Genomic DNA, 26,876 nt, shown 5'->3' with positions numbered 1-26,876 from the left:
GTCATACCGATCTGGATCAGGCCAACCCAAAATCAAAATGAACGAAGCGGGCGCTCCTTGTCGGAGCGCCCGCCTTGATTTTCGCAATCGCCTGATAGCAGGACGTTGCGCTATCTTCAATGCGCGGCGTGACGCCGCGCCCCATCGCCTGTTAGGCGGCAGCGCGGCCGTTGACGGCGCCGCTCTGCTCGATCGCAGCCTTCAGCGGCTTCACGAGGTCGAGCTTCTCCCAGGAGAAGGAACCGTCGCGGCCAGCCTTGCGGCCGAAGTGGCCATAGGCAGACGTCTTGGCATAGATCGGCTTGTTGAGGTCGAGATGACGGCGGATGCCGGTCGGCGACAGGTCCATCGTCTTGCGGATCGCATCCTCGACCTGGTCTTCCGAAACCTTGCCGGTGCCGTGCAGGTCGACATAGATCGACAGCGGCTGGGCGACGCCGATGGCGTAGGACAGCTGGATCGTGCAACGGTCGGACAGGCCGGCGGCAACGACGTTCTTTGCCAGGTAACGGGCAGCATAGGCGGCCGAACGGTCGACCTTGGTCGTGTCCTTGCCCGAGAAGGCGCCGCCGCCGTGCGGTGCGGCACCGCCATAGGTGTCGACGATGATCTTGCGGCCGGTGAGGCCAGCATCGCCATCCGGGCCGCCGATGACGAACTTTCCGGTCGGGTTGATGTACCAGGTGCAGTCGTCGGCGATCTTCAGATCGTCGAGGGCTTCGCGGATATAGGGCTCGACAACCGAGCGAACCTTGACCGAATCCCAGGTGTCATCGAGGTGCTGCGTCGACAGAACGATCGAGGTGACTTCCGCCGGCTTGCCGTCGACGTAGCGTACGGTGACCTGGCTCTTGGCGTCAGGGCCGAGCTTGGCGACTTCGCCCTCGCCCTTCTTGCGGGCAGCGGCGAGCAGGTTGAGGATGCGGTGCGAATAGTAGATCGGCGCCGGCATCAGCTCGGCGGTCTCGCGGCAGGCGTAGCCGAACATGATGCCCTGGTCGCCGGCACCTTCTTCGCCCTGCTTGTCGGCAGCGCTGTCGACGCCCTGAGCGATGTGAGCAGACTGGAAGTGCAGGAGCACGTCGATCTTCGCCGTCTTCCAGTGGAAGCCGTCCTGCTCATAGCCGATCTCGCGGATCGCCTTGCGGGCGGCGGACTTGAACTTCGAGGGGTTGATGACGTCGTTGCCGTCCTTGTCCTTCTTCAGAAGGCTCGGCGGCAGGCGCACTTCGCCGGCAATCACGACACGGTTGGTGGTCGCCAGCGTCTCGCAGGCGATACGCACGCCCCAGGGATCGACACCGGTCTTGGCCGCTTCGCGGTAGACCAGGTCCACGATCTCGTCGGAGATACGGTCACACACCTTGTCCGGATGACCTTCGGCTACGGATTCACTCGTGAACAGGTAGTTTGCACGCATGCGGGAAGTCCCCTCAATGAAGAAAAAGCGCTGGCACGGTGTTAGTGGTTTTGCGACCGAAAAACAAGCACACAACGACATAAATATATCTTTATATCGCCATTGCAGCCAATCACTTTGGTGCGCCGGAGGGAAAGGCGCGCAAGAAAAAAGCGGCACAAATGGCCGCTTTGTTTTTCAAGTCCCGACGGGAACGTTGGAACTATTCGCTTTCTGCTTCCGCAGCGAGTGCCTTGACGAGATCGACGAGCCGGCGGCGAACCTTCGGGTCGGTGATCTTGACGAAAGCGCGGTTGAGCTGCAGCCCCTCGGAGGACGACAGGAAATCGACGACGTAGTTCGAGCTGGAAGCTTCTGCCATGCCGGACTGACCGGCAGCGTTATCGCCCGGGGCGTCTTCGAAGAAGAAGGAAACCGGAACGTTCAGGATGCCTGAAATGTTCTGCAACCGGCTGGCGCCGACGCGGTTCGTGCCCTTCTCGTACTTCTGGATCTGCTGGAAAGTGATCCCCAGACTTTCGCCGAGCTTCTCTTGGCTCATGCCAAGCATCGTACGGCGAAGACGAATCCGACTTCCGACATGAATGTCGATCGGGTTCGGCTTCTTCTTGTTTTCGATCATATCTGCGTTCCCAAACACGCTGTTTCGTTTATCCATCGCCCAGCATGAGACCTACGCTCACCGAAGCGACCGCCAGGGTGATAAGGACAGAGCCAGCACAACAAGGACGATGGTGCGGACCACTATGCAATTTTAGGGGTTTTAGGTCAATTCTTCCTAATATTAAAACCAAAACGCGAAAACACTGCAACCAGAAGGAGGAAGATCGCACCCAGCCAGAAAACGCGGCTTCGCATAGCGTCGTCCAACGGGGTAGGCATCCTTCCCGGCAGAAGTGTGTCGACCACTCCCCTATAATTGTAGGATAATCCTACCATTAAAACCCCACGTGCATCAACAATTGCTGATATACCGCTGTTTGCCGCTCGGACAAGGGGGGTGCCGGTTTCAACGGCCCTTAATTGTGCCTGATGGAAATGCTGGCGCGGGCCTGGCGTATCTCCGAACCAGGCGTCGTTGGTAACATTGAGAAGCACATCGGCCCGGCGCGCGGCCCCATCGATCTCGTCCGGGAAGATCGCCTCGTAGCAAACGAGCGGATACAGCGTGCGGCCGCTGGGCAGCGTCAGCAGCGAACGGTTCTTGGCCGCTGTGAAGCCACCGGGCATCGACGCGGCGACCGAACTCAGGCCCCAGGAAGACAACAGATCCTCGAAGGGAAGATATTCGCCGAAAGGCACCAGATGCACCTTGTCGGCAGCGCCGATGATCTGGCCCCGACCGTCGATCATGTAGATCGAGTTGTAGTAGCGGGGCGGCAGACCGGCGCCGGCATCCTCTACGCGCACCGCGCCGGCAATCAGGATCTGGTCGTCATCAAGCACCTCGGCGATACGCGCCAGTGCGTCCGGATTGTCGGTGAGGATGAAAGGGATCGACGTCTCGGGCCAGACGACGATATCCGGCCGCTTGCCGTCTTTCTCCGGAGCCACGGCAGTCAAAGCCAGATGCTCCTCGAACACCGCGGCACGCTCGCCGTCATCGAGCTTCTTTGCCTGGTCGATCACCGGCTGGACGAGGCGCACGGCCAGCGGCGGCTCGGGCGAGGCCGGCGCCGGCTGCGCCAGGCGATAGAAGCCGAAGCCCACATGGCCGGCAAAAAGCACGACGGCGATCGTGAGCCCGATCCGGCTCCCGCGGCCCGTCGCGATCAGGGCGGGAGCGGCAAAGACGAAGACGGCGAGCATGTTGACGGTCGCGAGATTGATGACGCTTGCCGACTGCATCATCAGCGGCATCGGCATGGCCGCATAGCCGATCGCATTCCAGGGAAAGCCGGTAAAGAGGAAGCTGCGCAGCCATTCGGCAAGCCCGAAGCCCAGGGCGAGTGCGGCGATGCGCCCGACGCCGTCGGACCAGAAAAGGCGGGCGATCAGCGTCGCCAGCGCATAGAACAGCGCGAGAAAGGCCGGCAGGCCCACGACGGCGAGCGGCAGCGCCCAGGCGAACTCGTCGGCCTCGACGAGCAGCGCATTGCCGAGCCACCAGAGACCACCGAGGAAGTAACCGAAGCCGAACCACCAGCCGACAACCGCAGCCGGCCAGAGCCGGCGGATGAAGCCACCGTCCGGACTTCCGGTCGCACCGTCGAGCAGCCAGACGAGAATCGGGAAAGCGACGAAAGCAAAGGCGAAGATGCCGAAGGGCGGCTGGGCCAGAACCGCGAGCAGCCCCGCGAAGAAAGCAAGCAAAGCCCGGGGGAACCCGGAAAGTAGCATCACCCTGCCAGCCAATCTTGCCATACAGCCTCCAGTCGATCCCGCAGCCTGCCACAGCGAAGGAGCGAAACAACACCCGAATCAATCGGGGCCAGTCTTTCAAAAAACCGGCTGCCTGTCCCCTTTCGGGGCTGGATTAGGGGGGCGAGACGACGGTTCCGGCCCTTGGTCGGTGTTTACGACACAGCCTCGGGAGATGTCACAGGTGGGGGGAGGACTTCCCGCGCGCGCAGAAACGCGCGGGAACCGGACAATTATTGTTCGTCGGCCGCTGCCTCGGGGGCGGCTGCACCGTTGGCGCGATTGAGCGCACCGGTCTCCGCAATCGTCTCGCCTTCCGGTCTCAGGACGCGGCGGCGGGCGGGCGGGCGCTTGCGCATGATGCGGACGCGCTTCACGCGGCGCGGGTCGGCGTCGAGGATCTGGAACTCGAAGCCCGGGATCGCCTGAACGACCTCGCCGCGTACGGGAATGCGGCCCAGTGAAGCGAAGATCAGGCCGCCGAGGGTGTCGACGTCTTCGAGCTGTTCGCGCACGTCGAAGTCGGGACCGATCGCCGCGGCGATCTCTTCCAGCTCGACACGAGCGTCGGCGATAAAGACATCGTCCGAAGTGCGCGCGAACATGACTTCGTCATCGTCGTGCTCATCCTCGATGTCGCCGACGACCATCTCGACGATGTCTTCGAGCGAGACGAGGCCATCGGTTCCGCCATATTCGTCGATGACGAGCGCCATCTGGATACGGGCCGCCTGCATGCGCTGCATCAAGTCGGAGGCCAGCATAGAGGGCGGCACGAAGAGAAGCTGGCGGACGATGCCCGCCTCTTCCAACGACTTGCCGAGATCGACACGTGAAAGGTCGAAACTTGCCTTGGGCGAGCGCGGCGTCTTTTCGGACGCAGCCGTCGTCGACGCCTGGGCCTTGCCGTTACGCCGGCGATTGCGGGCCTGTTTGGTGACGTAGGACAGCAGGTCGCGAATGTGGACCATGCCGCGAGGGTCATCGAGCCCGTCGCTATAGACCGGCATGCGCGAGCGGCCGGATTCCTCGAAGATCACCATCAGCTCGCCGATGGTGATGCTCTGATCGACCGCCTCGATGTCGGCGCGCGGGACCATGACGTCCTCGACCCGGACCTCGCGGAAGCGCAGGATGTTGTTGAGCATCGCCCGTTCGCCGGGCGAAAAGACCGTGTTGCTGTCGGCATCGGTCTGCAGCGCGTCAGCAAGATCCTCGCGCAGGCTCGATGGACTTGCGCCGCGCAAAAGGCGCGCGGCCCGGCTCCAGAAGGTGGAAGTGGATTTCGTGCCCTCGTGTCGAGTGGCGGTGCTACTACTGCCCGCCTCCGCCTCTCCGGAGGCATCTGCCTCCTCGGTCGCCAGCGCGACAGGCTGTGTTTTATAATCGCTCATCGGTCCAAACTGTTAATCCGGGGTACGATCCCCGTAGGGGTCAGATAAGCCAAGACGCGCCAAAATGCGAGTCTCCAGGCTTTCCATTCTTTCGGCTTCATCATCTTCCATATGATCATAGCCGAAAAGATGCAGGAATCCATGCACGAGAAGATGCGTCAGATGCTGATCGAAGGACTTCTCGAGCTCCACCGCCTCGCGCTCGAGGGTTTCGCGGGCAACGATGATGTCGCCGAGCATCGGTCCGGGCATCGATCCGGGCGTCACGGGAAAGGCCGGGAAGGACAGAACGTTGGTCGGCTTGTCCTGGTTGCGCCACTCGGCGTTGATCGCGCGCATGGAGGCATCGTCGGTGAAGACGAGCGAGAGCTCCGGCGGCATCTTCGGCAACGGCTGCTTTTCTTCGCTTGCGAGAAAGGCTGCCGCCACTTCGAGCACGGGCGACGAGAAGGCGAGCAACGCCTCTTCGTCCGGCCAGTTGCCCTCTTCCACGCTGATCTGGATATCCAAAGCCGTCATGATCGCAGCGACCGCCTGTTAGCGGTCGCCCTGCTCGCTTTCGTCGTGCACGGCCGTATGGGATTCGTAGGCCTTGACGATGCGCGCCACCATCGGATGGCGAACGACATCGACATCCTTGAAGCGGACCACCGAAACGCCCTCGACCCCTCTCAGGATCTGCAGGGCCTCGACCAGGCCCGATTTAACGCCGCGCGGCAGGTCCACCTGGCTCGGATCGCCGGTGACGATCATCCGGCCGTTTTCGCCAAGACGGGTCAGGAACATCTTCATCTGCATCGATGTGGTGTTCTGTGCCTCGTCGAGGATGACGGCAGCATTGGCGAGCGTACGGCCGCGCATGAAGGCGAGCGGCGCGATTTCGATGACCCCGGCGGTGATCGCGCGTTCGACCTTGTCGCCCGGCATCATGTCATAGAGCGCGTCGTAGAGCGGCCGAAGATAGGGATCGACCTTCTCCTTCATGTCGCCCGGCAGGAAGCCCAGGCGCTCGCCCGCCTCGACGGCAGGGCGAGAGAGCACAATACGATCGACGGCGCCGCGCTCAAGCAGCTGTGCGGCGTGGGCGACGGCAAGATAGGTCTTGCCGGTACCCGCGGGGCCTACGCCGAAGACGAGCTCGGACCGCTCGAGCGCTCGGATATAGGCATCCTGCGTTGGCGTACGCGCGGCGATCGTCTTCTTGCGCGTCGAAATCTGCGCCATTGTCAATTTGGCTTTACGCTCCATGGTCGGCAATTGTAGCTGATCGTCGGCGGCAACCGCCATACGGATCGCACCCTCGACATCAGACGTATCGATCGACGCGCCGCCCTGCAACCGCCCGTAGAGATAATCGAGAGCACGGCGGGCCTGGTTGGTGGCGACGACGTCACCCGAGATCGCGACGGAATTGCCGCGCGGCCGAGCGTCGATGCGCAGGCGCTCTTCGAGAAGCTTCAAGTTCTGATCGAACTGGCCGAAGAGCTCGCTGGCGAACCGATTGTTCTCGAAGGTCAGCACGAAGTGATTGGCGTCTGTCGCAGTTGTTTTCGACTGGCGCGTGGATGAAGAGATCAATTCGTGTCCGTTCAAGCGGTTCAGGCTCCTTGTTTTCGGTCCTTACCCGATCATCTCCGCAAACAGGCTGTTCGGCCCGGCCTTGATGATTCGCACCTTGATAATGTCACCGATTTGCGATGCTTTTGCATCAACATTCACCGGCTGCAGCCACGGCGATCGCCCGACGAGCTGGCCGGGCATGCGCCCTTCCTTCTCCAAAAGCAGGTCGATTTCGCGGCCGACGCAGGACTCGGCAAAGGCGCGCTGCTGGGAAAACAGCAAAGCCTGCAATTTTTCCAAGCGCTTGGCTTTCACGTCCTCGGGAACCTGGTCGCCGAGCTCGGCGCCCGGCGTGCCGGGACGGGTCGAATATTTGAATGAAAATGCCTGTGCATAACCCACGGCTTCGACGAGGCGCATGGTGTCCTCGAAGTCTTCATCGGTCTCGCCGGGGAAGCCGACGATGAAATCGCCCGACAATGCGAGGTCCGGCTGGACGGCGCGGATGCGCGCGATCAGCGCCAGATATTCCGCCGCCGTATGCCTGCGGTTCATCGCCTTCAGGATACGGTCGGAGCCGGACTGCACCGGCAAGTGCAGGTAGGGCATCAGCTTTACCATCGAGCGATGCGCCTCGATCAGGCTGTCGTCCATGTCGCGCGGGTGGCTGGTGGTGTAACGCAGCCGGGCAAGACCCCCGATCTCGCCAAGACGCGAAAGCAGGTCGCCAAGGCCCCATTCGCGGCCATCGGGCCCGACGCCGTGCCAGGCGTTGACGTTCTGACCGAGCAGGGTGATCTCGCGCACGCCGCCCTCGACCAGCTTTTCCGCCTCCGAGACGATCTGGGCGACGGGGCGGGAAACCTCGGAGCCGCGCGTGTAGGGCACGACACAGAAGGTGCAGAACTTGTCGCAGCCTTCCTGAACCGTCAGGAACGCGGTAACGCCGCGCATGCGGGTCTTTGCCTTGTCGGGTGCCGGCAGGTGTTCGAACTTGTCTTCGACGGCATACTCCGTCTGCACGACACGCTCGCCGCTGCGGGCGCGCTTCAGCGCCTCGGGCAGCCGGTGATAGGTGGTCGGGCCGATCACCAGGTCGACGGCCGGTGCGCGCCGCAGGATCTCGTTGCCTTCGGCCTGCGCGACGCAGCCGGCAACGCCGATCACCATCTCGCGGCCTTCCTTGGCCCTTTCCTTCTTCAGATCGCGCAGGCGGCCGAGTTCGGAATACACCTTCTCTGCCGCCTTCTCGCGAATGTGACAGGTGTTGAGCAGGACGAAGTCTGCGTCTTCCAGCACATCGGTCGAGACGTAGCCGTCCCGCGACAGGGCGTCCGTCATGCGGTCGGAATCGTAGACGTTCATCTGGCAGCCGTAGGTCTTGACGAAGACCTTGCGGGCCGGGGCGCGCTCGTCGCCCGTGGCGGGCGTCGTCGACAGAAGGGCGGTTTCCTGGGTCATGCCGGGTTCTTTAGTGCAAAGCGGTCGGAAGTTGAAGTATTTTCGGCGCAGCGGTCCTTGCCCGGGGCGTTTCAAGCCCGCCCGCGCAGACGATCCGACAGCATGCTGCGGATGCGCTGCTCGACCGTGCGGCTCACCTCCTTGCGATTGGTATGGCGGTCGTAATCGATGGCCTCACCGAAATCGACGTCGACTTCGATCGCGCCCTCACGCAGGATGCCGAGCAAATGCGGCACCAGTTCGGTGTCGCCCGGCCAGGCGGCGATCGGCCGGTTGAAGCGGCCCATCGGCATGCCATGGATACCGGTATAGGAGATCGCGACCGGCTGCACATGCACGAGACCGGTCGGCGAATGCGGCACGGCGGAAGCGGCAGCCCCGAAAAGCGAGGTCTTGATCTCCAGCAGACGGTTGCCGTCGGAGGTCGTTCCCTCGGGAAAGAGCACGACGATTTCACCGGCCGCCATGCGCTCGCCGATTTCGCTCACCTGCTTGCCGGTCGAGCGCTTCTGCTCGCGCTCGACGAAGATCGACGCCTGCAGCCGGGCAAGCACGCCGAAGACCGGCCAGCCCTTCACCTCGGACTTGGCGACGAAGACGACGTCGGCAACCGAGGAGAGCACCAGAATGTCCTTCCAGGAGGCGTGGTTGGCGCAGATCAAAAGCGGCCGGCGGCGATCCGCCATGCCATGAACGCGCACCTTTATGCCAAGAAGGTAACAGGCGAGCCGGTGCCAATATCGCGGCAGACGGCGCCGGGGTTTCAGATCAAGCCAGAGGCAGACGACCTGAAGCGGCATCAGCACGAGCGAAACCAGCGCCAGAAGCGCTGCGAAGATCGCGATCCGTAGCCAATTGACCATCCGGGAAGAGTTTTCCTGCGCGAGACCTTGAGAATCTCGATGATCTGGAGCCGAACCGCGGCGCGATCATCGTGACCTGTTCCGATAGGGTAATGCGGGATGCGGGCGGAAGACCGCCTTGGCCTTCCTCATCCTGCCCCTGTCCGTGTCGGGACTAGCGAAGATCGAGCCGCATGACAAGCGCGGCGGTCCGCTGGCCGGCCTTGTCCTGGTAATAGGCGCGGCGTTCGCCGACCTTGTTGAAGCCGAGCTTACGGTAAAGCCCGATTGCCGGCTGGTTGGTCTCGTCGACTTCGAGGAACAGGGCCTCGGAGCCCTTGACCAGCGCTTCACGCATTGCCGCCTGCATCAACCGCCAGCCGAGACCGGAGCGCGCATAACGCGGCTCGACACCGATCGTCAGGATTTCCGCCTCACCGGCAACCGCACGCGACAGGACAAACCCACCGAATGCCGGGCGAAAGCTGCCATTGGTCTGCCGGGCGACAAAGCCGAACACCGTCTCTTGGACCAGAAGCGCATGGATTTCGCCATCGCTCCACGGGGCCGCGAAACGCTGACGGTGCAGCGCCGCCGCGGCAATCAGGTCCGCCTCCTCCAAGGGGAAGATGTCGAACTCGGTGCGGCGGGTGAAGTAATCGGTGAAGCTCATCTCGGTCTATGCTCGGGCAATCGCGAAGCCCGCCTGCGGCTTGGCGTCGGGGCCTCGGAGATATAACGGACGCGGCTTGGCCGAGGCTGGATCGGCAGCGGCACCAAGTTTGGCGACGGCGGCGACATCGATGAGTTCTGAAGGCTTGAGCGGTAGATCGGCAGCGACGAGATGCGCGCCGGAGCCGCCTATGACGCCGTCGAAACCGGCAAATCGTTCGCGCGCACTTCCGACGGAGAGTGCTTCGGGCTCACCCGTGGCGCTACCGGTCGCATCGAAAGCCTGGAGATAGACCTCGTCCCGCTTGGCGTCGATGGCGACAAGGACGGGCTTTCCGGCGGCCGTCCGGCGCAGCCCCTCGGCCACGACCGCAAGTGTCGAGACGCCGACGGCGGGTTTGCCGAGCGCAAGCGCCAGGCCGCGAGCGGCCGCTACGCCGACGCGAATGCCGGTGAAGGATCCCGGGCCGACAGTGACGGCGATGCGGTCGATAGCGTCAAGCGACCGGCCGGACGCAGCCAATGCCTCGTCGACGAACTCCATCAGCCGCTCGGCGTGTCCCTTGCCGAGATCGGCCCCGGAACGCCCGAGCACGGCTTCCGTTTCGCTGTCATAGACGGCAACGGAGCAACCGGAACCGGACGTGTCGAGCGCAAGTACAATCATTTCAACGCAGGATCTTTCAGACGCCACAAGCCGCAAAGCCGATCGGGCTTTGCGGCAAAATCGATACGCGAAACCGGCGCGCCGGACAGGCGCGCGCTATATCAGACGGCCTCGACGGCCTCCACCTCGGGAACGAAGTGGCGCAGCAGGTTCTGCACGCCATGCTTCAGCGTCGCGGTGGACGACGGGCAACCGGAGCAGGCGCCCTTCATGTTGAGGAACACAGTCCCATCCTTGAAGCCGCGGAAGGTGATGTCACCGCCATCTTGGGCGACGGCCGGACGTACGCGGGTTTCCAACAGTTCCTTGATCGTGGCGACGATCGTTTCGTCACCCTCGTCGAAGAACTCGTCTTCCTCGTCGGACTGCTCGGCGCGGCCGCTGCCAGCCATGATCGCCTGGCCCGACATGAAGTGCTCCATGATCGAACCGAGGATCGCCGGCTTCAGGTGCTGCCATTCCTGGCCTTCCTTGCTGACGGTAATGAAATCGTAGCCGAAATAGACGCCGGTGACGCCGGGGATCGAAAACAGCCGTGCCGCGAGCGGCGAGCCGGCGCGTGCTTCTTCCTCGTCGCGGAACTCGGCCGTGCCGTTTTCCAGGACGACCTTGCCCGGCAAAAACTTCAGCGTCGCCGGATTCGGCGTGGCTTCGGTCTGAATGAACATGTCTGTCTCCGTTTCGCCGGAGCGGCATCCGCCCAGCTTTTTAGAATAATTCAAAAGAATATAGGAGCATGGCCGTCTAGTCGCAAGAGCACATAGCGACGCAGGTCAGCTGAGCGCGTCGATCTCCTCATCCGTCAAGGCATCCGGGATGACCGTGACGGGGATCGGAAAGGCCGCGGCCTTGCCGGCAATGGACGACACCAGCGGACCGGGGCCTTCTTTCGCCGAGCCGGCCGCGAGAACCAGAATGGCGATGTCGCGATCTTCTTCGATCGCCGCGTGGATCTGCTCCGTGGCCGTGCCCTCGCGGATGACGACCTCGGGCTCGATGCCGATCCGCTCGCGGACCGATTGGGACACCTTGGCGAGCGTCGCCTCGGCCTCCTCGCGTGCTTCCGCACGCATGATTTCCTCGACCCCCAGCCATTGCTGGAAGTCGCCGTCGGCGATCACATAGAGCAGGACGAGGCCACCATTGGAATTCTTGGCGCGCATGCCCGCATAGTGCACGGCGCGCCCGCATTCCGGGGTATCGTCTATCACCGCCATGAATTTGCGGCGGTGTCCTTCAAGTCGAGAGAGTCGGGTCGAGACCATAGGGTGAACAATACATCCCGCGCGAGCCGCCGCAAGGTCTGATTTTTGCGTTTCGGACGAGGGCACGGAAAAGTGCCCGAGGCTTTCCGGTCGAGGTTCACTTCGGCTAGCGAAGTCCGACCATCAAAATGAAACTGGGTCCGGGAGTTCCCCGGACCCAATCAATTTACTGCAGAAAGCCGATGATTTCGCGCACTTCGCGCATCGTCTTTTCTGCCCGCGCCCGCGCCCGCTCGCCGCCATCCCTAAGGATTGCGTCGATATGGGCGGTGTCGCCCATCAGGCGGCGCATCTCGGCCGTGATCGGCGAGAGAACCTCAACCGCAAGGTCGACCAGCGCCGGCTTGAAGACCGAGAACTGCTGCCCACCGAATTCGGCGAGCACCTGCTCCTTGGTCTTGTCCGACAGCGCCGCGTAGATACCGACGAGGTTGTCCGCCTCGGGACGACCCTTCAGACCGTCCACTTCGCTCGGAAGCGCGTCCGGATCGGTCTTGGCCTTGCGGATCTTCTTCGAGATCGTCTCTGCGTCGTCCATCAGGTTGACGCGCGAGAGATCGGAGGGATCCGACTTCGACATCTTCTTGGTGCCGTCACGCAGCGACATGACGCGCGGCGTAGCGCCACCGATCAGCGGCTCGACCGGCGGGAAGTAGGCATGGATCGGCTCTTCGCCGACAACCATGTCGACACCGTAACCAGCGCTGCGAATATGCTCCATGAAGTCGATGTTGAACTTCTGGGCGATATCACGCGTCAGCTCCAGGTGCTGCTTCTGGTCGTCGCCAACGGGAACATGGGTGGCGCGATAGACGAGGATGTCGGCCGCCATCAGACTCGGATAGGCCAGCAGGCCGAGCGACGCATTCTCGCGGTCCTTGCCGGCCTTGTCCTTGAACTGCGTCATGCGGTTCATCCAGCCGATGCGGGCGACGCAATTGAAGATCCAGGCGAGTTCCGCGTGCTGCGGCACGGCCGACTGGTTGAAGACAATATGCTTGTTCGGATCGATGCCCGAAGCGATGAAGGCGGCGGCGATCGAGCGGATCTGCCCCTTCAGGTCCTCATGCACGAGCTGCGCGGTGATCGAGTGCAGGTCGACGACGCAATAGATGCAATCGTTGTTTTCCTGCAGCGCCACGAACTTGCGGATCGCGCCGAGATAATTGCCGAGATGGAGATTGCCCGTCGGCTGAACGCCGGAGAATACGAGCGGCTTAAATTCGTTCATGTCGTCCTCAATAGGCTGGTGGAGGGCCCCAGGGCATGATCGCCCATGTAGCTAACGGACTGGCTTATGCACGCAGGATGAGAGGCAATCAAGAGGCTCGGAGAAGCCCCTTCATCCCGCCGGCTGCAGCAGATCCCAATGGTTGCCGAAGGGATCGCTGAAGACCGCCACGGTGCCATAGGGCTCATGGCGCGGCGCCTCCAGAAAGACGACGCCTGCGGCCAGCATCGCCGCATGGTCGCGGGAAAAATCGTCGGTGAACAGGAAGAACCCGACCCGCCCGCCGGTCTGGTTGCCGACCGCCGCCTGCTGGCGCTCGCCGTCAGCCTTGGCAAGCAGCAGCGCCGTTTCGACGGCCCCCTTGGGACGGACGACGACCCAGCGCTTGGTGGCGTCGAGAACGGTGTCCTCCAAGAGATCAAAACCGAGCTTGCCGCAATAGAAGGCGATGCCGGCGTCATAATCCGGCACGACCAGGGCAATGCGTGCGATCGTCTGGCGCATCAGTCACCCGCCTCCGGCGTTGCTGCAGGCTCCGCAGGCGCTTTCGCGCCCCGCTTGATGTTGCGGCGGATCATGCCGAGGCTCGCGCCGCCGAGGCCGAAGGCGAGCCCGAAGTAGATCACCATGGCGACTGCGACCAGGCCCGTCAGCGTCGTTGCCCGCGTCAGCAGGGACGCGGCAGAGGACAGTTCGAAAGCGAACCAGCCGACAGCGTAATACAGCGCCGCCGCCATGCCCGCCGCCGCGAGGACGAGACGCGGGATACGGGTCAGAAGCGGGATGTCCCTGCCCCAATGGCCGCGCCAGACAAGCGTTGCGAAAAGCAGCACGGCATTCACCCAGCCGGCAACGATCTCGGCGGTGGCGATGCCGCTCGCGCCAAGCCGTGGGAACAGGGTGAGCGCCAGGGACACGTTCACGACGACGGAAATCGCGGCGAAGATCATCGGCGTGCGCGTGTCCTCGCGCGCGAAAAAGCCGGGAATGAAGGCCTTGATCAGCACGAAGGCCGGCAGGCCGAGGCCGTAAATTGCCAGGATATGACCGACGATGATGGTCGATTCCGGCGAGAACTTGCCGCGCTCGAACAGCAACCGGACGATTGGCTCGGACATGACGAGCAAAGCGGCGGCGGCCGGCAGCGTCAGGAACAGCGTGAACTCGACCGAGCGGTTCTGCAGGTTCGAGGCCTCGTTGACATTGCCCGAACGCAGCGCGCGGGCGAGTTCCGGCAGAAGCACGGTTGCGACGGCAATGCCGACGACGCCGAGCGGAAGCTGATAGATACGGTCGGCATAGACGAGCGACGACACCGCACCTTCCTGGGCAGACGCAATGTTGGTGTTGATCAGGAGGTTGATCTGGGTGATGCCGCCGGTGATCGCCGCCGGCAGCGCCAGTACGAGCAGGCGCTTCACGTTGGCGGTCATCTTCGGGCGACGAAGGCCGATCTTGATGCCGGCATCGCGCACGGCGATCCAGACGATTGCGAGCTGGACGAGACCGGCGGCCATGACGCCCCAGGAAAGGCCGTAGCCGACCGCGATCGGATCCTGGCCCGCATACCAGGCATAGCCGAGCACGCCGATGAGGATGAAATTGAGGAAGACCGGCGCGATCGCCGCCGCGAAATAGCGGTGCAGCGAATTCAGCATGCCCGCCATCATCGCCGCCAGCGACATACAGGCGAGATAGGGGAACATGATCGCGGCAAAGACGATGGTGCTTCCGAGTTTTTCCGGATCGTCGGCAAAGCCGGGCGCGATCAGGTTGCTGACGATGAAGGGCATCGTCAGTTCCATCGCGATCGTCAGGAACAGGAGCACGGTGAAGAGGACGCCAAAGACCTCCTCGGAGAAACGCCGCGCCCCATCCATGCCGTTCGCCTCGATTTCCCGGGCAAAGAGCGGCACGAAAGCGGAATTGAAGGCGCCCTCGGCAAACAGCCGGCGGAAGGTGTTGGGCAGACGGAAGGCGGTGTTGAAGGCGTCGGCAACCGGGCCGGTGCCAAGCGCTGCCGCCATGAAGGTTTCGCGGATGAAGCCGAACAGGCGGCTTCCGAGCGTCGCGCCGCCGACGGTTGCAAATTTCTTGACCAGACTCATGTTTCGGCTTTTGTCGTTCTTTGAGCGGAGGAAACGCCCGGGGGCGGCGCGATGATGCCCGAGGGCATGCGGTCGCGCGCCTCGTCCCCCTCCCCGGCCATGACGGCCTTGAGGCGGGCGGCAATGTTCATCTGACGGTTTTCACTCGTCACCTTCTGGCCGACGAGATCGGTGACGTAGAAGGTGTCGATCACCTTTTCACCGAAGGTGGTGATGTGGGCCGAGGCGATGTCGAGCGAAAGATCGGATAGCACCGCGGTGATCTCGGACAAGAGGCCTGGACGGTCGAGGCCTTCGACTTCGATCACGGTGAACTTGTTCGACAGCGTGTTGCTGATCGTCACTTCCGGCGTGACGGTAAACGCCTTGGTGCGCTTCTTCACCTTGGTGCGGCTGGCAATGACTTCCGGCAGCCGCTTGCGGCCCGAAAGCACGTCCTCGATCAGCTTGCCGATGCTCGCTGCCCGGCGCATCTCGTCCTCGTCGACGGCGAACTCGCGGTTGACGAGGATGGTATCGAGCGCACGGCCGTCCGAGGTCGTGAAGATCTGCGCGTCGACGATGTTTGCGCCGGCGGCCGCACAGGCACCGGCAATCACGGTCAAAAGCCGCGGATGGTCGGGCGAAAGCACGGTGATTTCGGTGATCGCGTGGAACTGGTGGGTACGCACCATCGTCGCCAGCGCCTTGCCGGCGGCATCCGCCTCGCGGATGAAGCGCGCATGCCGGATCTGGTCTTCCAGCGCCACCGTCAGGAGATAGGGCTGGTAGTGCAGGCGCACGTAATCCTCGCGCTCCTTCTCGGACCAGTCCGTCAAGGCCTCGCCGAGCATGACGGCGGCATGGGCCGCACGCTCCTTGCGCGACAGCTCGGAGAAGCCGCCCGACAGCAACAGCTCGGTCTCGTAGTAGAGCGTGCGCAGAAGCTGTCCCTTCCAGCCGTTCCAGACACCCGGGCCGACGGCGCGGATATCGCAGACGGTCAGGACGAGCAGCATCTTCAACCGATCAAGCGACTGTACCCGCTCGGCAAAGTCGACGATCGTCTTGCGGTCGTTGAGGTCGCGCGTCTGGGCGACCATCGACATCAGCAGATGCTCCTCGATCAGCCAGGCGACCAGCTCCGTCTGCTTCGGCGACAGCCCGAAGCGCGGGCAGAGCTTGCGTGCCACCTTGGCGCCGGCGGTCGAGTGATCCTCCGGCCGGCCCTTGGCGATGTCGTGCAGCAGCACGGCGACATAGAGCGCCTCGCGCTCCTCGATCCCCGGCATCAGCTTGGCGACGAGCGGATGGGCCTCCTCCTCGATACCGCCTTCGATGCGCGACAGCACGTCGACGGTGCGCAGCAGATGCTCGTCGACCGTATAGTGATGATACATGTTGAACTGCATCATCGAGACGATCTTGCCGAAATCCGGAATGAAGCGGCCGAGCACGCCGGCTTCGTTCATGCGCCGGAGGATCAGCTCCGGCTTGCGGCGGGACGTGAGGATCGACAGGAAGAGGCGGTTCGCCTCCTCGTTTTCGCGCAGCGCCGGCTTGATCAGGCTCAGCGACCGCGTGACCTGGCGCAGTGCCGCCGGGTGGAATTCCAGCCCGTTGATATCGGCGATGTGGAAGAAGCGCAGCAGATTGACCGGATCGCGCTTAAAGACGTCGGGGCTTGCAAGCGCGATGCGACCGCCGTCGTCGACGAAATCGAGCGTTCCGGCAATCTTGCGGCTACGATGGGTGAAGCGGCCGATGAGCCCGGAAATGCCGGGCGCGTCCTTGGCCTGCTGATCTTCGAGTGCTGCGCAGAAGATACGGGTGAGATCGCCGACGTCCTTTGCCACCAGGAAGAAGTGCTTCATGAAGCGTTCGACGGCTGAAAGGCCCGGATGGTCGTGATAGCCGAGTGCCTCGGCGATCTCGCGCTGGATGTCGAAAGAGAGCCGTTCCTCGGATTTTCCGGTGAGGAAATGCATGTGGCAGCGCACCGCCCAGAGGAAGTCCTCGGCCTTCTGGAAGAGCTGGTACTCCTGCCGCGAAAGCACGCCGAGCTTGACGAGGTCGGCGGTGTCCTTCAGCCGGTAGAAGTACTTGGCGATCCAGAACAGCGTGTGCAGGTCGCGAAGCCCGCCCTTGCCTTCCTTGACGTTGGGCTCGACGAGGTAGCGCGTGTCGCCGGCCTTGCGGTGGCGCTCGTCGCGTTCGGCAAGCTTGGCGGCGATGAAATCCGGGCCGGTGTTGCGGACGATCTCATGATCGAAGCGCGTTTCAAGCTCGGCGCACAATGTCTCGGAGCCACAGATATAGCGCGTCTCGAGGATGGCCGTGCGGATCGTCATGTCGGCGCGCGATAGCCGGATGCACTCGTCGATGGTGCGGGTGGCGTGGCCGACCTTGAAGCCCAGATCCCAGAGTATATAGAGCATGAACTCGATCGCCGGCTCGGCCCAGACGGCCTTCTTGACCGGCAGCAGGAACAGAAGATCGATGTCTGAACCCGGCGCCAGCGTGCCGCGGCCATAGCCGCCGACCGCCGTCACGGCGATCCGGGACGCGGGCGGTGCATTGGCTGCGTCGAAGATCTCGTTCAGCACGAAATCATGCAGCACTGTAATCAGTTGATCCTGCAGCCAGGAAATACGTTCGGCGCAGAGAATGCCAGCACCATCGGCGTTGAACAGCTCGCGGGCCTTCGCCCGGCCGGCGACATTTGCCTGCTTGAAAGCCGCCAGCAATGCCTGACGCATCGGGTCGCGCTGTTCGGCGTGGGCCGAGGCGATGAAGTCGCATTTTGCCCGGAGCGCTGCGACGTCGAGGATTTCGGGAAAGAAGGTTTCGTGTCTGCCCATGAAGTGCCGAGGGGCGTCCTGTCCGACTGGTTGCGTGGTCGTTCGCTGTCAAGCGCTCCTGCATGATCCTTGCGACCGAGGCCGAATAAAGACCACACAACAATTCGAGCGCCGCGCCCGCAAAAGCGTGCGGCGCTGTATAGCCTTTTTACAGACGGCTTGCACAGGAAAAAGGCGTAGCGCCGCTTCGGCCAACGGGTGATAGAGTGCGAGCGGAAAACCGCACGCACGTCCTGTCATCCCGCCTTGGCGGCGCTCAGTTCCTTCTTCAGCGCATAGAGCGCATCGAGCGCCTCGCGCGGCGTCATGTCGTCGGGGTTCAGCGCCTTCAGCGCCTCGTCGATCTTGGAGTTTCCGGCGGGCTTCACCTCTTCACGACGGATCGCCACCTGGAACAGCGGCAGATCGTCGATCAGTTGGCTCGCCGGGTTCTTGCGATCGGCGTCCTCGAGCTTGGCGAGCACGTCCTTGGCGCGAGCCACGACCGAGGCCGGCAGGCCAGCGAGACGCGCGACCTGAATGCCATAGGAGCGGTCGGCGGCGCCCGGACCGACCTCATGCAGGAAGATCACATCGCCGTGCCATTCCTTGACGCGCATCGTCGCGTTCGAGAGACGGCCGAGTTTTTCCGAGAGCACGGTCAGTTCATGGAAGTGGGTGGCAAAGAGGCCGCGGCAGCGGTTCGCCTCATGCAGGTGCTCGACTGCCGCCCAGGCGATTGACAGGCCGTCGAAGGTGGCGGTGCCACGACCGATCTCGTCGAGGATCACCAGCGAGCGGTCGGTCGCCTGGTTGAGGATCGCCGCGGTCTCGACCATCTCGACCATGAAGGTCGAGCGACCGCGCGCCAGATCGTCGGAGGCGCCGACGCGGGAGAAGAGCCGGTCGACGATGCCGATATGGGCGCTCGCGGCAGGAACGAAGGTGCCCATCTGCGCCATGATCGCGATCAGCGCGTTCTGGCGCAGGAAGGTCGATTTACCGCCCATGTTGGGACCGGTGAGCAGCCAGATCGCGCCACCCTCCTCGCCCTCAGGCGGAGAGAGATCGCAGCCATTGGCGACGAAGGCATTCGATGCCTGGCGCTTCAGTGCCTGCTCGACCACCGGATGTCGGCCGCCGTCGATGGCAAACATGCGCGAGCGGTCAACGGTGGGGCGGGCATAGGCCTGCTCCTCGGCAAGGACCGCAAGCCCGACCGAGACGTCGAGGGTCGCAAGCGCGAACGCTGCCGCCTTCAGCACCTCGGCCGCGGCAACGACCTCCGCCGTCATCTGGTCGAAGGCTGCGAGCTCGATCGACAGCGCCCGGTCGGCGGCGTTGGCGATCTTGCTTTCAAGCTCGGCCAGTTCCGTCGTGGTGAAGCGCATCGCGTTCGCCATCGTTTGGCGATGGATGAAACGGGCGCGACCGGCGTCGGTGTCGGTCATCGAGCCGGCATTGCCCGCCGTCACCTCGATGAAGTAGCCGAGCACGTTGTTGTGCTTGATCTTCAGCGACTTGATGCCGGTCTCTTCGGAATATTGCAGCTGCAGCCCGGCGATCACCCGGCGCGACTGGTCGCGCAGGCCCCGGACCTCATCGAGCTCGGCATTGGCGCCTTCGCAGACGAAACCGCCGTCGCGCTTCAGAAGCGGCAGCTCGTCGCCAAGCGTCGCATCGAGCAGGCCGAGCAGGCCTGCGGGAAGCGCATCGATTGCGGCGCGCGCATCCTTCAGTTCGTCCGAGAGGGTGCCCGCCGCCATCAACCGCGAAATCGACGCAGACGCGTGCAAGCCGGCCTGGATGGCACCGAGGTCGCGCGGGCCGCCGCGCCCGAGCGCCAGTCGCGACAGGGCGCGCGGCATATCCGGCGCGCGACGTAGCGCATCGCGCAGGTCGCCGGCAAAGGACGGCTGGTCCGCCAGGATCTCGATGGAATCGAGACGCTCATTGATACGGTCCGGGTCGGTCAGCGGCGACATCAGCCGCTCGGCAAGAAGGCGGGCGCCGCCGCTTGTCACCGTGCGGTCGAGCGCCTTCAGCAGCGTGCCCTCGCGCGCGCCGGACAGCGTCTTCACCAGTTCGAGATTGCCGCGGGTCGCCGGATCGATGAACAAGGTCGAGGCGGCACTTTCGCGCTCCGGCGTGCCGAGTGCCGGGCGTTCGGCAAGCTGGGTCTTCTCGACATAGGAGATCGCCGCGGAAGCGGCTGCGAGTTCCGCACGGGAAAACGTGCCGAAGCCATCAAGCGTCTTGACGCCGAAGTAGCGGCTGATGCGCCCTTCCGCCGTGGCGCTGTCGAACAAGACCGCCGGCTGCGGCACGGCAACGCGGCCGAGCACGTCGAAGACGGGCCTTAGTTCCGGGTCGTGAAACACGGTGTCTGCAAGGATCAGTTCGCGCGGCTCGATACGCAGGATGTCCGCAAGCAGCCGGCTCTCGGCTGTCTCGGCGAGGCGGAAGATGCCGGTCGAAATGTCGATCCAAGCGAGCGCGTAGGCAGGCTCGGACCCGCTCTTGATGCGCGCCAGCGCCATCAGATAGTTGGTCTCGGACGGCGAAAGCAGTTTCTCTTCGGTGATCGTGCCCGGAGTGACCAAGCGCACGACGTCGCGGCGCACCACCGACTTGCTGCCGCGCTTCTTCGCTTCCGCCGGGTCTTCCACCTGCTCGCAGACGGCGACGCGAAAGCCGAGACCGATCAGTTTCTGCAGGTAATCGTCGGCCGCATGTACCGGCACGCCACACATCGGAATTTCCTGACCCATGTGCTGGCCGCGCTTGGTGAGCGTGATGCCGAGCGCGCGCGAGGCTTCGACCGCGTCCTGGAAGAACAGCTCGTAGAAGTCGCCCATGCGGTAGAACAGCAGCGAATCCGGGTTGTTCGCCTTGATCTCGATGAACTGTTCCATCATCGGCGTCGCCGTGGAACGGCTTTCCTCGCTCGCCAATTCGGCTGCGGATAAAACCTCCCCCGCGCGGGTCGAATAGTCTGTCACGAAATTCATGATTGTCCCGAAAAAAGAGATGGCACACTATCGCCAAGGAATTATAGACGACAACCATAAAGAGGCGCGCCGCAAGGCTCGCCCACAGGAGGATTGAGGAAACATGCCGGCCACCGACAAGACCGATCGCACCATGACGAGCGTCACCGCGCAGGAAGCGCTCGATTTTCACTCGCAGGGTCGTCCCGGAAAGCTGGAGATTTCTCCCACCAAGGCGATGGCCACCCAGCGCGACCTGTCGCTTGCCTATTCTCCGGGCGTCGCAGTCCCCGTGAAGGCGATCGCCGAGGACCCCAACACCGCCTATGACTACACGACGCGCGGCAACATGGTGGCCGTGATCTCGAACGGCACGGCCATTCTCGGCCTCGGCAACCTCGGCGCACTTGCGTCAAAGCCTGTCATGGAAGGCAAGGCCGTGCTGTTCAAGCGCTTTGCCGACGTCGACTCCATCGACCTTGAAGTCGATACCGAAAACGTCGACGAGTTCATCAACTGCGTGCGTTTCCTCGGGCCCTCTTTCGGCGGCATCAACCTCGAAGACATCAAGGCACCGGACTGTTTCATCATCGAGCAGAAGCTGCGCGAGGTCATGGACATCCCGGTGTTTCATGACGACCAGCACGGCACGGCGATCATCGCCGCAGCCGGCCTCATCAACGCGCTGGCCTTGACCGGTCGCGACTTCAAGACGACGAAGCTCGTCTGCAACGGTGCGGGTGCGGCGGCAATCGCCTGCATCGAGCTCATCAAGTCGATGGGTTTTGCCTCTGACAACATCATCCTCTGCGACACCAAGGGCGTGATCTTCGAAGGCCGCACCGAGGGCATGAACCAGTGGAAGTCGGCGCATGCGGTCAAGACCGAGCGCCGCACGCTCGCCGAAGCGCTCGACGGCGCCGACGTGGTCTTCGGCCTCTCGGCCAAGGGCGCCCTTTCGGAAGACATGGTGCGCTCGATGGCGCCGCGGCCGATCATCTTCGCCATGGCCAACCCGGATCCGGAAATCACGCCGGAAGAAGTCGCCCGCATCCGCGACGACGCGATCGTCGCCACCGGCCGTTCTGACTATCCGAACCAGGTCAACAACGTGCTCGGCTTCCCCTATATCTTCCGTGGCGCGCTAGACGTGCGCGCGACGACCATCAACGACGAGATGAAGATCGCAGCGGCTGAAGCGCTGGCGAGCCTTGCCAAGGAAGACGTTCCTGACGATGTCGCCGCAGCCTACCAGGGCAACCGTCCGCGTTTCGGTCCGCAATACATCATCCCGGTCCCCTTCGACCCGCGGCTGATTTCGGCGATCCCGATGGCGGTTGCGAAGGCGGCGATGGAAAGCGGCGTCGCCCGCAAACCGATCACCGACCTCGAAGCCTATGGCCGGCAACTCTCCGCCCGCCGCGACCCGATCGCCTCGACGCTGCAGCGCATCTACGAGCGCGTCCGGCGCCAGCCGAAGCGCATCGTCTTTGCAGAGGGCGAAGAGGTGCAGGTCATGCGTTCTGCAATCGCGTATGCCAACCAGCAGCTTGGCACCGCCATCCTGCTCGGCCGCGAGGAGCGCATGCGCGAGACGGCAGAGCGCGAGGGCATCGACCTCGACCGCCCCGGCATCCAGATCGTCAATGCGCGGCTTTCCAAGCGCGTCGGCGCCTATACGGACTATCTCTATGCCCGCCTGCAGCGGAAGGGCTTCCTCTTCCGCGACGCCCAGCGCCTGATCAACAACGACCGCAACCACTTCGCCGCCTGCATGGTGGCGCTCGGTGATGCCGACGGCATGGTGACGGGCCTGACCCGCAATTATTCGACGGCACTCGAAGACGTGCGTCGCTGCATCGACCCGAAGCCCGGCCACCGCGTCATCGGCGTCTCGATCGCGCTTTGCCGCGGCCGCACGGTGCTCGTCGCCGACACGGCGGTTCACGACATGCCCTCTTCGGAGGAGCTTGCCGATATCGCCGAGGAAGCAGCCGGCCTCGCCAAGCGGCTTGGCTACGTGCCGCGCGTGGCAATGCTTGCCTATTCCACCTTCGGCCATCCCCAGGGCGAACGCTCTGAGCGGGTGCGCGAAGCGGTCAATATCCTCGACAAGCGCCGCGTCGATTTCGAATATGACGGCGAGATGGCCGCCGACGTGGCGCTCAATGCTCGCGTCATGGAGCAATACCCGTTCTGCCGCCTCTCGGGCACGGCAAACGTGCTCGTGATGCCGGCGTTCCACTCGGCATCGATTTCGACCAAGATGCTGCAGGAACTCGGCGGCTCGACGGTGATCGGCCCGCTGCTCGTCGGCTTCGACAAGTCGATCCAGATCGTCTCGATGTCGGCCAAGGATTCCGACATCGTCAACATGGCGGCGATCGCGGCCTACAACGCCGGCATGTAGGACCGGCATTGCCGGTCCGGCGGCTGCTTCATTTTGGTGCAGCCGCCTTCATTCGGGTCAACGCGCGACCCCGATTGGTAGCAATTCGATACAACTATAAAGAAGAAAAGCCCGCTTTCCGAAAAGGAGGCGGGCTTAATAACAGGCAATGCATTTATGTTTAAGGTAATGAAAGACGGAGTCTTGGGAACCATATACCTGTCGACCCCCGGAAGATCGGCAGTTTCTCCATTTATTTTCTCTATTCGTTCGTCATGAAATTAGAGAAGAACATGACAATACATGTCTCTCTTTCGACCTTGAAAGTCAAATCCATCATTAATAATTGGTTAACCTCACCGGGACCCGGTCAGGAGGCGGCGCCACCGAAACGTCCGGCATCTGCGCCGTAGTAGTTGAGGTAGCGGCCCGAGATATTGCTGATCGGCAAAACGATCAGAACGTCGGTGGTGCGGAACGCATGATCGACCACGGCGCCATCGCCGACCATCGCGCCGAGGCGCATATAGCCCTTGATCAACGGCGGCAGAGCGGCGAGCGCCTTCTTGGCATTGATCGCCTCGGCCGGCATCAAATCCATCGTCCGGTGCAGCTCGGGCCGTGCGCTGACGGCCCAGTCGTCGCGGGCGCGGATGTTGTGGTGCAGGAAGGACAGCGCCAGCGCATGCTCGGCCGGAACGACACCCGGGAACGAACCGCAGCCGAACATCGCGTCCATGCCGTATTTGAGCGCATAGGCCCAATTGCCCTGCCACAGGAGTTCGACCGTGCGCTTGGTCCGGTAGTCCGGCAGGACGCAGGAGCGGCCGAGCTCCATGAAGCGCTTGGTCGGATGACGGGCGAGAAGCGCGTCGATCGCGAATTCGGAAGACGAGTAAAAGCCGCCGGAGCGCTCAGCCACATCCTGGCGCAGCAACCGGTATGTCCCGACGATCTGATCTTCGGCGTCGCCTTCGATCGAGGTGTCGAGAACCAGCAGGTGGTCGCAGATCGCGTCCCAGCTGTCGACGTCACGCTTGCGCCGATCGGCCTCGGGGCCGACCTGCGCCTTCATCTCCTCGACGAAAACCTTGTAGCGCACGGCCTGGGCAGCATCGATTTCCGATGCCGTGCGGGCAAGGCGCGTCTCAAGATTGGCGATCCGGCCAAGCACGTCGGTCGTCGGGACGGCAGCTTTCGTGCCGATGCAAGCCTGAGAAGTGTCAACCACGTTCGCTGAATCCAGTAGCTCGATGGCCATCCGCGTTATCCCGAATCAAATCTGTCTGCGGGGGCTTAGACCACGTTTCTGCAACAACATAGTGACATGAAAGTTGCGTACAACCCCCGCCGCCCGATCAATACCGTAACCATCGCAAGAGTTACCGTTTGCGCAGCAGACGCGCGATCTCCGAGGTCAGCACCTGCGGGTCGGCCGGTTTCGCCAACACCACATCGGCGCCGGCGGCAAGCAGGCGGTCGCGCATATCCTCGCGGATATCGGAAGTCAGCACGATGACCGGCAACCTTGGCAAGGAGCGTATTGCCTCGTCATTACGGATGTGCCGCATCATGGAAAGCCCGTCGCCACCCGGCATATTGAGGTCGGTGACGAGAAGCTCCGGCAAGGCGTTTCCGGCAGGGGCTCGCAGCGTCTCGGCGACCCCCGCGAAGTCGCTGACGAGCTGCACCGCGTGTCCCGAACGCTGCAACAGCGTGCGGATGATCAACGCATTGATCGGATCGTCCTCGGCCAGCAGGATGCCGTGTCCCGGCCGGCGGACGGGTTCAACGGCGGGCTCCTCGCGCAGGACCGGCCTGTTGTCGTTGATCGCGTCGCGTTTTTCGATGCCCTTCAGGCGCCCGAGCAGCACTTCGATCAGCGACTTTTCGCGCAAGGGCCGGATCAGCCAGGCCTCGTAGCCATCCATCTGGTTGACAGGGTGGCTGTTGCGCTCCTCCGGATTGATCAGATAGGTACGGCGAACCTCCAGCCGGCCGATGGCCGGCTGGAGTGCGAGGAGCTGCTCGTACTGCTGCGCATGCCGGTGGTCGACGATCACGTCGGTGAGTGGCGCGCCACCTGCCTGCACATCGGCAAGAACATGCTGGGCTGCGGCAAGCGTCGTTGCGCGATGACAGCGCCCGCCAAGCGTCGCGATGGTTGCCGCCAGCGCCGCCGAGGCCGGGCCATCGGGAGCCATGACCAGCACATGCGACCCGGCGAGGGTGGAGCGGCGCTCCGACGCAATCGCCTCGACTTCGGCAAGCGGCAGGCGGATTTCAAAGCGGCTGCCGCGGCCGGGCGCGCTTGCGGCCGTGAGACTGCCGCCGCAGGCCTGCATGATGCGCCTGGAGATCGCGAGGCCTAGCCCTGTGCCCTTGGCGCGTTGCTCGTCGTTGCCGGCCTGCTCGAATTCCTCGAAGATGCGCTTCAGGTCGTCGGGCGACATGCCCGGCCCCGTATCGTCGATGCGGATCCGCACGCAATCCTCGATCGTGTCGGCGCTGACGAAGACGCCGCCGACTTCCGTGAATTTGACCGCGTTGCCGATGACGTTGAAGAGCACCTGGCGCAGGCGCGCCGCGTCGAAAGCCATCAGCGCGGGCACGTCGACGGAAACGGTGGCGCCGATCTCGATGCCCTTCTCGTGGGCGCGATTGGAGAGCATTTCCACGACGCTCTCGATCACGCCGCGCGGATCCTGGCGGCTGGGGCGAAACTGGAAGCGGCCGGCTGAAAGCGACGAGAAGTCGATCAGGTCTTCGACGAGCTGGACCAGAGCGTGGCCGGATTGCTGCATGCCGGCGAGATAGTTCTGCTGCTCGCTCGACAGGCGGGTCTGGCCGAGCAGATGGCTCATGCCGAGAATGCCCGAAAGCGGCGTGCGGATCTCGTGGCTGACGGTGGCGAGCAGCCGCGACTTTGCCTGGCTCGCCTCCTCGGCCCGCCGGCGCGCCGCCTCACGCTCGCGCGCGGCGCGCGCTTCCTCGGTGACATCACGCGCAATGCTGTGACGCATGAGCTTGCCGCTCGCCGGATCGCGGGCGATCACGTCATGCCAATCGAAAAGGCGGATGCCTTCGGCCGCGGCGATGCGCACGAGGTAATGATTGGGCGCAGCCTTCGGCTCGAAGCTCAGGCCGAGGGCGCCGCAGGCCATGCCCCGGACATCCGACCGGCCGCAGACCTGATGGAAGACAGCATTGGCGTGGACGATCTTTCCGTCCATGCCGCGCATGATCGCAAGGTCACCCAGCGCATCGTGAATGGTCGAAAGCAACGCCGAGGTTTCGGAGCGGTGCCAATCCTGGTCCCGCTCCACCTCATCGGAAACCGGCACGCTATCAAACGCGCGGATGGCTTCGACGGCGAGCAAAAGCGCACCGACCACGCCGGCCGCGGCAATCGCCGCGGCGAACAGGTGGAAGCCGGCAGTCATGCCGACGACGAGGACAAGGCCGGAAGCGACCAGGCCGAGCAGCGCCATGGATACGTAACTAAGCGCAGAGCGCGCGCCGGAAGCCGGCTGCGCCGACACCTGACGGGACGCCGGCCCATCGAGCGGAAGCGCCGAAACCGACGCAGCCTTACCCGCCCGGGCGTCTCTCCTGAAGCCGGTTTCGATCCGCTCTAGCAGTCGTGACGGTTCGCTCATGCGTTCCGGCTAACACGACAGGCGTTCCGAATGGCTTC

20 protein-coding genes are annotated in these 26,876 nt (G+C 63.4%); 1 reads left to right on the top strand and 19 read right to left on the bottom strand.

Features of this window, described 5'->3' with window-relative positions; translation table 11 throughout:
- Positions 1–151: 151 nt before the first annotated feature.
- The 17 genes from metK to mutS all read right to left on the bottom strand — a co-directional run bounded on the left by metK (position 152) and on the right by mutS (position 20,811).
- The gene (metK, locus tag ASD63_RS15100; RefSeq protein WP_034797391.1) at positions 152–1,420 is read right to left on the bottom strand and encodes a methionine adenosyltransferase; all 1,269 of its coding nucleotides are present in this window, start codon (positions 1,418–1,420) and stop codon (positions 152–154) included.
- 202 nt (positions 1,421–1,622) lie between these two features.
- Positions 1,623–2,042, bottom strand: coding sequence for a helix-turn-helix domain-containing protein (locus tag ASD63_RS15095; RefSeq protein ID WP_034797393.1), 420 nt, complete (start codon positions 2,040–2,042; stop codon positions 1,623–1,625).
- Positions 2,043–2,188: 146 nt separating this feature from the next.
- Positions 2,189–3,784 (bottom strand): apolipoprotein N-acyltransferase, encoded by a 1,596-nt coding sequence (gene lnt, locus ASD63_RS15090; RefSeq protein WP_034797395.1) that lies wholly within the window; start codon positions 3,782–3,784, stop codon positions 2,189–2,191.
- A gap of 230 nt (positions 3,785–4,014) precedes the next feature.
- The gene (locus ASD63_RS15085) at positions 4,015–5,175 is read right to left on the bottom strand and encodes a hemolysin family protein (protein ID WP_034797397.1); all 1,161 of its coding nucleotides are present in this window, start codon (positions 5,173–5,175) and stop codon (positions 4,015–4,017) included.
- 12 nt (positions 5,176–5,187) lie between these two features.
- Positions 5,188–5,694: an rRNA maturation RNase YbeY gene (gene ybeY, locus ASD63_RS15080; protein WP_034797399.1), complete on the bottom strand. Its 507-nt coding sequence runs from the start codon at positions 5,692–5,694 to the stop codon at positions 5,188–5,190.
- An 18-nt stretch (positions 5,695–5,712) separates the two neighbouring features.
- Positions 5,713–6,768 (bottom strand): PhoH family protein, encoded by a 1,056-nt coding sequence (locus ASD63_RS15075; RefSeq protein WP_034797402.1) that lies wholly within the window; start codon positions 6,766–6,768, stop codon positions 5,713–5,715.
- 27 nt (positions 6,769–6,795) lie between these two features.
- Positions 6,796–8,196 carry a tRNA (N6-isopentenyl adenosine(37)-C2)-methylthiotransferase MiaB gene (miaB, locus tag ASD63_RS15070; protein ID WP_034797403.1) on the bottom strand — a complete coding sequence of 467 codons (1,401 nt, stop codon included), beginning with the start codon at positions 8,194–8,196 and terminating at the stop codon, positions 6,796–6,798.
- Between the two features lie 71 nt (positions 8,197–8,267).
- The gene (locus ASD63_RS15065) at positions 8,268–9,059 is read right to left on the bottom strand and encodes a lysophospholipid acyltransferase family protein (RefSeq protein ID WP_034797405.1); all 792 of its coding nucleotides are present in this window, start codon (positions 9,057–9,059) and stop codon (positions 8,268–8,270) included.
- A gap of 154 nt (positions 9,060–9,213) precedes the next feature.
- The gene (locus ASD63_RS15060) at positions 9,214–9,711 is read right to left on the bottom strand and encodes an N-acetyltransferase (protein WP_060519776.1); all 498 of its coding nucleotides are present in this window, start codon (positions 9,709–9,711) and stop codon (positions 9,214–9,216) included.
- A gap of 6 nt (positions 9,712–9,717) precedes the next feature.
- Positions 9,718–10,377 (bottom strand): tRNA (adenosine(37)-N6)-threonylcarbamoyltransferase complex dimerization subunit type 1 TsaB, encoded by a 660-nt coding sequence (gene tsaB / locus ASD63_RS15055; protein ID WP_034797409.1) that lies wholly within the window; start codon positions 10,375–10,377, stop codon positions 9,718–9,720.
- A gap of 101 nt (positions 10,378–10,478) precedes the next feature.
- Positions 10,479–11,045, bottom strand: a complete 567-nt coding sequence (locus ASD63_RS15050) for a NifU family protein (RefSeq protein WP_034797411.1) — start codon at positions 11,043–11,045, stop codon at positions 10,479–10,481.
- A 105-nt stretch (positions 11,046–11,150) separates the two neighbouring features.
- The gene (locus tag ASD63_RS15045; RefSeq protein WP_034797413.1) at positions 11,151–11,642 is read right to left on the bottom strand and encodes a universal stress protein; all 492 of its coding nucleotides are present in this window, start codon (positions 11,640–11,642) and stop codon (positions 11,151–11,153) included.
- 166 nt (positions 11,643–11,808) lie between these two features.
- Positions 11,809–12,873: a tryptophan--tRNA ligase gene (gene trpS, locus ASD63_RS15040; RefSeq protein WP_034797415.1), complete on the bottom strand. Its 1,065-nt coding sequence runs from the start codon at positions 12,871–12,873 to the stop codon at positions 11,809–11,811.
- A gap of 111 nt (positions 12,874–12,984) precedes the next feature.
- Entirely contained in the window at positions 12,985–13,377 is a 393-nt protein-coding gene (locus ASD63_RS15035) for a VOC family protein (RefSeq protein ID WP_034797417.1), read from the bottom strand.
- Positions 13,377–14,981: a murein biosynthesis integral membrane protein MurJ gene (gene murJ / locus ASD63_RS15030; RefSeq protein WP_034797419.1), complete on the bottom strand. Its 1,605-nt coding sequence runs from the start codon at positions 14,979–14,981 to the stop codon at positions 13,377–13,379. The genes ASD63_RS15035 and murJ overlap by 1 nt, the downstream gene beginning before the upstream one ends.
- Positions 14,978–17,821, bottom strand: a complete 2,844-nt coding sequence (locus ASD63_RS15025) for a [protein-PII] uridylyltransferase (protein ID WP_034797421.1) — start codon at positions 17,819–17,821, stop codon at positions 14,978–14,980. Before ASD63_RS15025 ends, murJ begins: the two co-directional genes overlap by 4 nt.
- Before the next feature lie 236 nt (positions 17,822–18,057).
- Entirely contained in the window at positions 18,058–20,811 is a 2,754-nt protein-coding gene (mutS, locus tag ASD63_RS15020; protein WP_034797424.1) for a DNA mismatch repair protein MutS, read from the bottom strand.
- Positions 20,812–20,914: 103 nt separating this feature from the next.
- Between mutS and ASD63_RS15015 the strand changes: the two genes are divergently transcribed.
- Positions 20,915–23,200 carry an NADP-dependent malic enzyme gene (locus tag ASD63_RS15015; protein WP_034797427.1) on the top strand — a complete coding sequence of 762 codons (2,286 nt, stop codon included), beginning with the start codon at positions 20,915–20,917 and terminating at the stop codon, positions 23,198–23,200.
- A 349-nt stretch (positions 23,201–23,549) separates the two neighbouring features.
- Here ASD63_RS15015 and ASD63_RS15010 read toward each other — a convergent pair whose 3' ends face one another.
- Positions 23,550–24,440 carry a GNAT family N-acetyltransferase gene (locus tag ASD63_RS15010; protein WP_034797430.1) on the bottom strand — a complete coding sequence of 297 codons (891 nt, stop codon included), beginning with the start codon at positions 24,438–24,440 and terminating at the stop codon, positions 23,550–23,552.
- Positions 24,441–24,561: 121 nt separating this feature from the next.
- On the bottom strand, positions 24,562–26,838 hold the full coding sequence (locus ASD63_RS15005; protein ID WP_034797435.1) for an ATP-binding protein: 2,277 nt from the start codon (positions 26,836–26,838) through the stop codon (positions 24,562–24,564).
- Positions 26,839–26,876: the final 38 nt, after the last annotated feature.

It is taken from the genome of Ensifer sp. Root558 (assembly GCF_001427045.1).
GTDB lineage: Bacteria > Pseudomonadota > Alphaproteobacteria > Rhizobiales > Rhizobiaceae > Ensifer > Ensifer adhaerens.
Note: the sequence above shows the minus strand (reverse complement) of the source record. Positions and strands in the feature narration are given on the sequence as shown.